This is a genomic window from Streptomyces sp. NPDC002701, from assembly GCF_042889045.1.
Classification (GTDB): Bacteria; Actinomycetota; Actinomycetes; order Streptomycetales; family Streptomycetaceae; genus Streptomyces.
Window position 1 is genome coordinate 66,764 of sequence record NZ_JBIAQL010000028.1, and the last position, 6,463, is coordinate 73,226.

At 69.6% G+C, this 6,463-nt stretch carries 6 protein-coding genes; 3 read left to right on the plus strand and 3 right to left on the minus strand.

The genetic code is table 11. From position 1 onward, the window contains the following. Positions 1-299 precede the first annotated feature (299 nt). Complete coding sequence (locus tag ACFYXC_RS37440) at positions 300-1,085, plus strand: hypothetical protein (RefSeq protein ID WP_389557102.1); 786 nt, start codon at positions 300-302, stop codon at positions 1,083-1,085. Between the two features lie 515 nt (positions 1,086-1,600). Here ACFYXC_RS37440 and ACFYXC_RS37445 read toward each other — a convergent pair. Together ACFYXC_RS37445 and ACFYXC_RS37450 are read right to left on the minus strand one after the other, a co-directional pair. Continuing rightward, positions 1,601-1,846, minus strand: a complete 246-nt coding sequence (locus ACFYXC_RS37445) for a response regulator transcription factor (protein WP_389557104.1) — start codon at positions 1,844-1,846, stop codon at positions 1,601-1,603. Positions 1,847-1,943: 97 nt separating this feature from the next. Further along, positions 1,944-2,885 (minus strand): aldo/keto reductase, encoded by a 942-nt coding sequence (locus ACFYXC_RS37450; RefSeq protein ID WP_389557106.1) that lies wholly within the window; start codon positions 2,883-2,885, stop codon positions 1,944-1,946. Positions 2,886-2,969: 84 nt separating this feature from the next. On the opposite strand from ACFYXC_RS37450, the gene ACFYXC_RS37455 reads away from it, so the two are divergent. Continuing rightward, a complete protein-coding gene (locus ACFYXC_RS37455) occupies positions 2,970-3,575 on the plus strand; it encodes a TetR/AcrR family transcriptional regulator (RefSeq protein ID WP_389557108.1) in 606 nt (201 codons plus the stop codon). A gap of 73 nt (positions 3,576-3,648) precedes the next feature. Here ACFYXC_RS37455 and ACFYXC_RS37460 read toward each other — a convergent pair whose 3' ends face one another. Next, a complete protein-coding gene (locus ACFYXC_RS37460) occupies positions 3,649-4,788 on the minus strand; it encodes a pentapeptide repeat-containing protein (protein WP_389557110.1) in 1,140 nt (379 codons plus the stop codon). A 224-nt stretch (positions 4,789-5,012) separates the two neighbouring features. Here ACFYXC_RS37460 and ACFYXC_RS37465 point away from each other — a divergent pair, with 224 nt between their 5' ends. Further along, entirely contained in the window at positions 5,013-6,320 is a 1,308-nt protein-coding gene (locus ACFYXC_RS37465) for a helix-turn-helix domain-containing protein (RefSeq protein WP_389557112.1), read from the plus strand. Positions 6,321-6,463 lie beyond the last annotated feature (143 nt).

A 6,463-nucleotide genomic window follows, 5' to 3' on the forward strand; every position in this document is an offset into this window, starting at 1 on the left:
GAGTTCTTCTGGTCGGCACGAACCTCAGACGGATGGCCGAATATGATGGTGCCTGGAAATGCGGCTTCTGTCGCTTGAGCTTTTTTTGAGGAAGGGCAATGCGGCGATAAACGGAATGGAGAGCCTATTCGTTACGTATCCCGTACCACATACGCCAACACATGCTCTTGTCGAGGGTTTTGCTCCCTCCGCTTCCTGCCGGATCTCTTTCATTTTTTGTTTATCAGCCCTCGTTACATTCATGGACCAGTAGCTGCCACAGGGTGGCTGCCAGGACATGAAAGTGAAAGGGAACTGACATGGCGCAGGAAACGACGTCGTTCGCCAAGTACGACAAGAAGGGCTACGAGTCGCAGGTCGCAGCCCTGCGGCTGAACGGCGAGGCCGTTGTCACCAACATCAAGAGCATGAAGCGCACGTTCCTGTCGGTGAGCCTGGAGGGCTCGAACGTCGCGGCCAGCATCTCGGGGGCGATGCAGTACGACAAGGACGACCTGCGGGGCTATTTCTGCGACCAGGTCGACGTGACGATGTCCCTGGACAGCTCCGCGTTCACGCTGCGCACGGACAGCCCGCAGACCACCTCGGGTGTCTCGTCGGTGACCTCCAGCTCCCAGTTCCAGCTCGACGTCAACGCTGGCACCTTCGGACCCGTCCCCACCACCGGGGTCAGCACCGGCCTAGTGATCGGCACCTCCTTCAGCCGCAGCCTGGAGGACTGGAAGGCCGTCAACCTCTCCGACGGCAAGAAGATGAACCAGAGCTACCGCATGGCCGCCTCCGAAGGCGCCGCCTACGAGACGCCCACGGACCTGATCGACATGAGCGCCAAAGGACAGCTCGAGGGCTGCCCGCTGTTCCATGTGCCGGACCTGTCACTGGCGAACATGCCGCTCATGAGCACCGGGATCTTCGCCACCGACAAGATCCTGGGCCCCTCCACGGTCAACCTCACCGTCACCGTCACTGGCCACTTCGTACGCATCGAGAAGACCTTCGAACTCTTCGTCGTCAAGCCTGACGTCCTGCGCAAGCCCTGGACCTGGACCTACAAGGTCCCCGTCACCATCCCGGCCGCCGACTGACCCCCTGCGCGCTCTGCCGCCAGAACCACCGAACCGCGGCCACCGGCCCACGCCCTGGGACACATGACCGGCGCGGACGCCGCATGGCCGGGAAGGACCTGACATGCCCGTCGACCCGTTTCCGTTCGAAAAACTGCCTCGCGACACGCAGAACACCGTCGTGGAGTTCCTCAGCGCGAAAACCATGAGTGACCTTCGGGTGACCTCGAAGACCATGAAAGGGGCCGTCGACCTCTATCTCAAGAAGATCCTCGACAGGCAGGAGATCCGCGACAGCAACATGCAAGTAGTGAAGGGGGTGCAAGGCCCTGAACTCTTGAAGGGCCTCGGATCGGGCAAGTACATCACCGATCCAGTGCCTGAGAGAGTGCTCCTGACGTACTTGCAGAAGCAGGCGGCCACCGATGGGAACTGGGAAAACACCTCCGACCAGGCTTGGATCCTGGCACGACGCGAGCGTGGCACGAGCCCCTTCGCCGCACCAGGAGGCCGGCGGGGTGGTCTGCGTGGCCGGGTTATGCGGCGGCTGACTTCGCGCCGGCGTCGGGACCAAGGAGGCCGCGCTGCCAGCCGATCGCGACGGCGTGTGCTCGGTTTTCGGCGTCCAGCGCGAGCAGGGTGCGTTTGACGCGCGACTTCACGGCGTCCACCGACAGCCACAGGTGGGCTCCGATCTCGGGGTTTGTGTACCCGCGCGCGATCAGCTTCAGCGTCTCGACCAGGTACGCCTCTAATGGGCAGGGCGTCAGCGCGGGCAGCACCGGATCTGTTTGGTTTTCGTACGAGAGTCGGGGGTGGCCTGATGCGCTTCGTGCCGTCACGCCGGTCCAAGCCGGTCCAGGCCCGTCCAGGCGGGCTTCAGCGGGCCACGTTGTCCCAGGGGCGGGGTGTGGCGGCGTCGAGACGGGCGAGTGCCGACTCGTCCAGCGCGAGCGATCCGGCGGCCACGTTCGCCTCCAGGTGATCGGGGTCGGCGGTGCCCGGGATCAGCAGCACGTTCGGGGCGTGGTGGAGCAGCCAGGCGAGCCCGACCTGTGCGGGTGTCGCGCCGAGCTCACGCGCGACGGCGACGACGGCTGGTTCGTCGGTCACCTTCGGGATGCCGTCGAAGGCGCTGCCCAGGGGGAAGAAGGGAACCCAGGCGACCCCCTCGGTCAGGCACAGCTGGAGCAGTTCCTCGTCGTCCCGGGCCAGGAGGTTGTAGGCGTTCTGCACGCAGGCGACACCCGCGGGGAGGGCCTTGCGCAGGACGTCGGCGGAGACGCTGCTGAGGCCGATCCCGCCGATCTTCCCCTCGTCGCGCAGGGCGGTCATCACGGCGAGCTGGTCCTCGATGCCGACGATCTGGTCACCCTCCGCGCGCAGACCCGGGCCGATGTCCGTACGGCGGAGGTTGACCAGCGGGATCCGTTCCAGCCCGAGACTCCTCAAGTTGTCCTCGACGCTGGCGCGCAGCTGCTCGGGACGCTGGGCGAGGCGGAGGGGGACGGGGCCGTCGGTCACGGGATCTGCGCCGATCTTGCTGACCACGACGACTTCGTCCCCCGGACGGAGGGCTTCACGGAGGACCTCGTTGGCGAAGCCGTGGCCGTAGAACTCAGCCGTGTCGACGTGGTCTGACCCCAGTTCGACGCTGCGGCGCACCAGGGCGACCGCGGCCCGGCGGTCGTCCTGCAGGCGCTCCAGTTGCATGGCGCCGAAGCCGATCCGGGAAACCGTGCGGTCCCCGAGCCGTCCGGCACCGCCGGCGCGCGGCGCGCCGGAAGCGGTGGTCTGGGGGGACCGGGCGGGAGAAGACATGGGTGTACCCCTTCGCATGGGACCATAGACGAAACGGAGTGGCTCCGTTTCAACCATCGTAATACTAACCGGAGGGTCTCCGCTTTGATTGGGGATGAGTCCACGGCCACCGGCCGCGGAGCGACGGCGCCGGACCGGCCGGTGCGCGCCGACGCACGGCGCAACCGCGACAGACTTCTCGACGCGGCCCGAGAGGCGTTCGCCGCCACCCAGGAGGTCGTGCCGCTCGACATGATCGCCCGCGCGGCCGGAGTAGGCATCGGCACCCTGTACCGGCATTTCCCGACCCGCGAGGCGATCGTGGAGGCCGTCTACGCCGCCGAACTCGACGAGGTCGTGTCCAGCGCCCCGGCACTCCTGGAGGAGCTTGCCCCGAGGGCCGCGCTGCGCGCGTGGATGACCCGGTACAGCGCCTTCTATGCCATCAAGCGCGGCATGTCCGCCACGCTGCGGGCCGGCTGGGCGTCGGGCAGCATCGCCACGCCCGCCACGCGGGAACGCGTCACGGCCGCGATCGCCCTGATGCTCCGCGCCGGCGCGCGGGACGGTTCGCTGCGCTCGGACGTCGATCCGGAGAACGTGACGATGATGCTCCTGGGGGTGTTCCTCTCGACGACGGCGACCGACTCGGAGGAGCGGGTCGACCGGCTCCTCGACCTGGTGGTCGACTCGCTGCGACCGGCTTCCTGACCGGCGCGCACCCCTGTGCCGACCGCCCCTGTACCGGTGTCCGTGGGCCGGGCCCGTACCCGCGCGGCCCGGTCTACGTGCCGGTGGGAGCGGGGAACACGCCCCAGTCGGAGTCCGTGCCGTCGAACACCGCGTCGGTGAAGCGGACCGTGCCGCCGTCGCGCGCCGCGCCGGCGAAGTCGATGCCGCCGCCGGTGAACCTCGCACCGGTGAAGTCGACCGTGCCGCCGTCGAACGCCGCCTCTCCGAACTGGGCGGTGCTGTCGCGGAAACGGGTGCCGGTGTAACCGAGGCCGCTGCCCTCGGCGAAGGTCGCGTGGCGGAAGTTGACCGTACTGGCGCCGGTGAACATGGCCTCGCGGAAGGTGACCGTGCCGTGGTCGAGCACGGCACGGTGGAAGAAGACCTTGCCGCTCTCGCGGAACCGCGCCTCGCGGACGTCGACCGTTGCGCCGCCGGAGATCCTCGTGTCGCCGAAGTTCAGCACGCCGCCACCGTCCACCACCACCCAGCCGAAGTGGACCGTACCGCCGGTGAACGTCGCGCCGCCGAAGTCGGCCGAGCCCCGGAAGTGGCTGTGGGAGAGGTCGCCGCCGTCGAAGAGCGCACCGGTGAGGTCGAAGTCGTGGTCGCACCAGGAGTCGGGGGAGTCCGGCTCCCGCAGGTGGTCGCGCAGGACGCGGAGGACGGTGAGGCGGACCTCCCGCTCCCCGGCCCGGTGGTCGGCGTGGGCGGGGTCGGGCTGGTAGGGCATGCGGAGGTAGGCGCACAACAGGTCGACACAGACCTGCCGTTGTTCCTCCCAGTCGTCCGCGAGACGGGCGAGGGCGTACACACCGGCGAGGCGTACGGCGGCCCGTTCGTGCCCGAGCTGCTCGGCGACGGTGGTGTAGCGGTCGGCGAGCTGGCTCGCGTCGGCACGATGGGCGTCCCCCTCGGCCAGGAGCTGTTTGCGGTACGCGTAGAGGCCCGCGAGGACGGCGCCGATCAGGGTCAGTACGGTGACGGTGGCCTTGAGGACGTCGTTGACGTCGGCCGGCCTGGGCGGGTCCTGCTCGGCGGCGGCCCGGGTGAAGTAGTGGTCGGCCAACTGGTGGATGCCCCAGCCGAGCAGGAGGGCGAGAGCCAGCACCAGGGGGGCGACCCGGACGGGACGGAGGTCGGGGGAGTACCGGCCCCGGGGGGCCTCGCGCCTGCGCGGAGAGAGTGCCACGTGCAGAGCATGGAGCCGATCGGGTGCTAGGACAACGATGTGACGGGATGCGTCGGCGGCCGGGCGTGCCGCGATGGGCACTTGCGGCGAAAGTGTCCACGGGACACGACGGACTTCGTCGCGGTACTAGGATGCCGACCGCGTCCCGGCCTGGGGACAACACCGCATCCCTGGGACGTCCTGGGGACGACAGCCAGGGTGCTCTCATGTCAGGGGGGATCATCATGGTGCGATACGGAGAGGCCGAACGTTTCGCCTCTCGGCTGCGCGCGTTACGGGAAAGAGCCGGCTACAGCTACGAGGCACTCTCGCGGAAGACCGGCATCAGCCGTTCGAGCCTGCACCGCTACTGCATGGGCTTATCGGTTCCGCAGGACTACGGCACAGCGCACCGCATCGCCACCGTCTGCGGGGCGACACGAGCCGAACTGCGGGAGCTGCACCGGCTCTGGGCCCTGGCCGACACGGAACGGGGGGACCAGACGGTACCGGCGGAGCCCCGGGCGGAGGGGAAACCGGCGACGGAGGAAGCCTCCGAGCAGAAGGCGGAAGCGGGGAAGCCCGAGGCGGGGAGGCCGGAGGCGACGAAGACGGAGCCGGCTGAGGCGGAGCCGGGAGAGCCGGGGGCGGAGAAGGCGGCGGGAGCGGCGGACGACTCCCGTACCGTCGGCCGGGACCGGTCCGAGGACGAACCCGGCCCCCCGGGCGCCGCGGCCCCCGTGGAGCCCCGGGAGGTCGGGGCGGATCCGGCGGAACCCCCGTCGGGCGCGGAGCCCCGGTCGTCCCCGGACGCCTGGCGCCGGCTCCTGCGAGGTCCCGGCGGGAGGCGTACCGCCGTCATCGGCGTGGTCACCGCGGTCGTGCTCGCCCTCGCCGCCTGGGGGATGTCCGCGATCACCTCGCACACGTGGCCCGGCGGCGGGACAGCGGCTCCGGCCGAGGACCGGCGGCTCCTGTACGGGGACGGCTGCGAGCCGGTCGTGAGCATGGGCCAGCAGGACAAGTGCGTACGTGAGGTGCAGCGGCTGCTCGCGCGCCACGGCGCCCGGATCGGGGTGGACAGTTCCTTCGGCCCCGAGACACTGCGCCGGGTCACGGCGTTCCAGGTGCTCGCGGGCATCGCGCCGAACGGGGTCGTCGGCGCCCCGACGAGGAAGGCCCTGTACGAGTCGCCGGTACGCATGGACACCTGGTCTCCGAAGAAAGTCCGCGAACGCATCCGCCAGGTGTTCACCGAGGCACCGGACGACGCGGTGGCCGTCGCCGACTGCCAGTCCTTCCTGGACCCGCTGCACATTTTGCCGAACACCGACGGGACCAGGAACTGGGGACTGTTCCAGATCTCCGACCGGCGGCTGCGGGAGATGGGAGGCACGCCGCGCAGGGCGCTGGATCCCGAGTGGAACATCCAGGCGGCCAGACGTCTGTGGAGCCAGCGGCACGACTTCCAGGACTGGCCGAACTGTGCGCGGTCCCTCCGGCCGGCCCCCTCGGCCACCCGCTCCAAGTCCGCGTCCACCGACAAGAACTGACGGTACGGCGACGGCGTGGCCCCCCCCGGGGCCCCGGGGGGGCCCCCCCCGGGCCCCCCCCCCCCCGGGTAAGCGGGGCCCGTTGGCAGGCGCGTTTAACCGGCCCCGGGGGCGGCTCCCGCGGCCCCCCCGAAAGCGCCCCG

What these genes read in the sequence shown, in the direction of transcription:
- ACFYXC_RS37440 (WP_389557102.1), top strand. Translation starts at nt 300, where the DNA reads ATGGCGCAGGAAACGACGTCGTTCGCCAAGTACGACAAGAAGGGCTAC.
- ACFYXC_RS37450 (WP_389557106.1), bottom strand. Translation starts at nt 2,885, where the DNA reads ATGTCTTCTCCCGCCCGGTCCCCCCAGACCACCGCTTCCGGCGCGCCG.
- ACFYXC_RS37465 (WP_389557112.1), top strand. Translation starts at nt 5,013, where the DNA reads ATGGTGCGATACGGAGAGGCCGAACGTTTCGCCTCTCGGCTGCGCGCG.